This is a genomic window from Streptomyces sp. NPDC050388 (assembly GCF_040655635.1).
Taxonomy (GTDB): domain Bacteria; phylum Actinomycetota; class Actinomycetes; order Streptomycetales; family Streptomycetaceae; genus Streptomyces.
Genome location: NZ_JBFAKH010000230.1, coordinates 1 through 2,587 on the forward strand (window position 1 = coordinate 1; position 2,587 = coordinate 2,587).

Consider the following 2,587-nt stretch of genomic DNA (forward strand, 5'->3'; position numbering starts at 1 on the left):
GGCGGTGGTGTCCTCGTCCACCTCGACGATGGCGATCGTCGGGTCGTCCAGGTGCTCCTGGACCCAGACACCCCGTCGGGTGTCGAAGGACGCGGCTCACGCGCGACCAGGGGTCAGATCATGTCCCGGCCGTTGCGGCGGGCCTCGGCCCACTCGCGGAAGAACCCACGGCTGATCACGGACAGGATGACGGCCACGATGACGGGCCACATCAGGACGTAGACGCTCAGGGCGGCGGTCACTGTGCCTCCTCTCGACTTGCTCGGTGTGACTTACTTGGTGGGTGCGGCGGGCTCGGGCTCGCGGCCGCCCGGTGCTCCCGAGGGGGCCGGCGCCGGGCTCGGGACCCCCGGTGCCTCACCGTTCCCGTCGGCGGTCGCCGCGGCGCCCCCGTCGTCGAAGTTGCCCGTGCGTTCCGCGATGACGGAGAAGTCGAAGCTCTCCCCCTGGCGCGCGGACATGGCCCAGCAGATGACGGTGCTCACCGAGTAGGCGACGAGCGAACCGCACAGCGTGGCGTACTCGTGCAGGGATCCGATCGCGAACGGCGCGGAGACCAGTACGGCCAGCGCACCGACGATCTTCCCTGCCTTGACGCCCAGGAAGCCGAACACCATCAGGCCGAGGACGACACCGATACCGAGGACGGCCAGCACGTCCACGACGATGCCGAAGGCACCGTCCACGGGGATCCAGCTGAAGCGCACGGGCAGGAACACCGCGAGCGCCGCGAGCACCGAGGTGGTGAACGCCTTGCTGGTGACCTTCTCCCAGTAGAAGCTGGCCAGCACCGGGAAGACGAGCGCGCCCCACAGCGCGCCGACGAAGACGAGCAGATCGAGGATGCTCAGCCGCAGACTGGCGAACGTCACGGCCAGTGCGGTGGCCACCACCATGGTGAGCCGGCCGACCATCAGCATCGTCTTCGGGTTGGCCTTCCTCTTGGCGGCCACGCCCCGGCCGTAGATGTCGGCCATCGTGATCGACGCGAGGGCGGCGAGGTCGGCGTCGGCGGTGGAGGACAGCGCGCCGACGATCATGATGAAGAAGAGGGCCAGCAGCGCGGGCGGCAGATAGGTGGCGGCCATCTCGGGGATGAGGTTGTTCACGTCGCCGCCGGACGGCTCGAAGCCCAGGTAGAGGGCGAGCACGCCGAGCATGCCGACGCCGATCACCATACCGCCGTAGCCGACGGTCGCGGTGATGAAGGTGGGCTTGATCAGGCTCTGCTTCACCGCGAACAGGCGCTGGGCGATGGTCTGGTTGCCGATCGCGTAGGCCAGCACCGCGGCGATGTAGGGGGCGCCCTGCCCCATGAAGGCCTCGCTGGAGAAGAAGCTCCCCTGCTGCGGGGTCAGGTTCGCCGCGCCGCTCTCGAACGCGGCCGGGAAGCCGGCCGCGAAGAAGATGAACGGGACGATCACGGCGACGGCGCCGAGCATCGCCACGACCTGCACGAAGTCGGTCATGACGGAGGCGCGGAATCCGGACCACAGGGTGTAGAGCAGGACGCCCGCGGCGACGCAGAGGACGCCCTGGATGAAGTTGAACGGCGACAGGAGCGAGATCAGCACACCGCCGGCGATGAAGTTCGACATCAGGCTGATGAGGCTGCCGACGACGTTGGAGCCCGCGAGCATCAGCTGGCTGGAGCGGCCGTGGCGGGCGTACATGACTTCCGCCAGGGTGTGCGCCTTGGGGGCGACGGCGCGGATGCGCTTGCCGAAGGGGTAGATGAAAAGGATCATCAGGGCGCCCCAGAGCCCGTAGTGGATGGGGCCCGAGATGCCGTAGGTGTAACCCGACGTGGCGGAGGCGTACATCGAGGCCGCCCAGATCCACGTCGCCGTCATGCTGGCGGCCGAGATGCCGAATCCGATGTTGTTACCAGCAGTCATGTACCCGTCGGCGTTCTCTTCCTTCTTGCCGATCCGGGTCGAGATGAGAAAGGTCCCACCGTAGAAGAGGACCAGTAGGCCAACGACAATCACGGCGCCGAACTGGGCCGTTTCCATGCCGTCCAACAGACGTACCTCCTTCGTCTCGCGGAGCCCGGCGCCAACGACGGCACCCGAAAGCTCGCTCGGGGCATGCCAAACGCATCCGCGCGCCGCAGGCGCAGAGCGTGCTCCCTCTCCGCCACCCGACGCGTCATCGCGCGAGCCGGGGGAGCTCACAAAACCGCGGGCCCCTTTGGGCCCGCAAACCAGCCGCAGGGCGACGACTTCCACTGGCGGCGGCGTTCTTCGGTCGCACCGAGATACGCGGTTGGCCGCCCTCAAGCCCTGCCAGGCAGACAGCAGATGTTTACACTTCAATACTCATTCTGTCTACCTTCGCAGTGATCACATCACCTTCTTTGCAGCCCTTTCTTTACAAGTCGCAACTGCGACGGGACACCGGATTCCTCGCCGTTTACCCGATATGTGACGCGGGTCGCGCGGCCGGTCGTGCGTCAGGGCGGTGGCGTCTCCGTGAGCAGCGCCGTCATCGACGAGTTGTGCTCCGCCCCTTCCTTGGCGAGACCGACTCGCCGGTCGGCCAGTTGGTCTGGATCGCCGAGCGCTTCGCACAGTGGACCGACCCC

At 67.3% G+C, this 2,587-nt stretch carries 2 protein-coding genes; both read right to left on the bottom strand.

What is annotated here, in order from left to right:
* Window positions 1-113: 113 nt before the first annotated feature.
* Window positions 114-242 (bottom strand): putative transporter small subunit, encoded by a 129-nt coding sequence (locus AB0I73_RS40940; RefSeq protein WP_363045460.1) that lies wholly within the window; start codon window positions 240-242, stop codon window positions 114-116.
* Window positions 243-272: 30 nt separating this feature from the next.
* Entirely contained in the window at window positions 273-2,015 is a 1,743-nt protein-coding gene (locus tag AB0I73_RS40945) for a sodium:solute symporter family protein (RefSeq protein ID WP_363045461.1), read from the bottom strand.
* Between the last annotated feature and the right edge of the window lie 572 nt (window positions 2,016-2,587).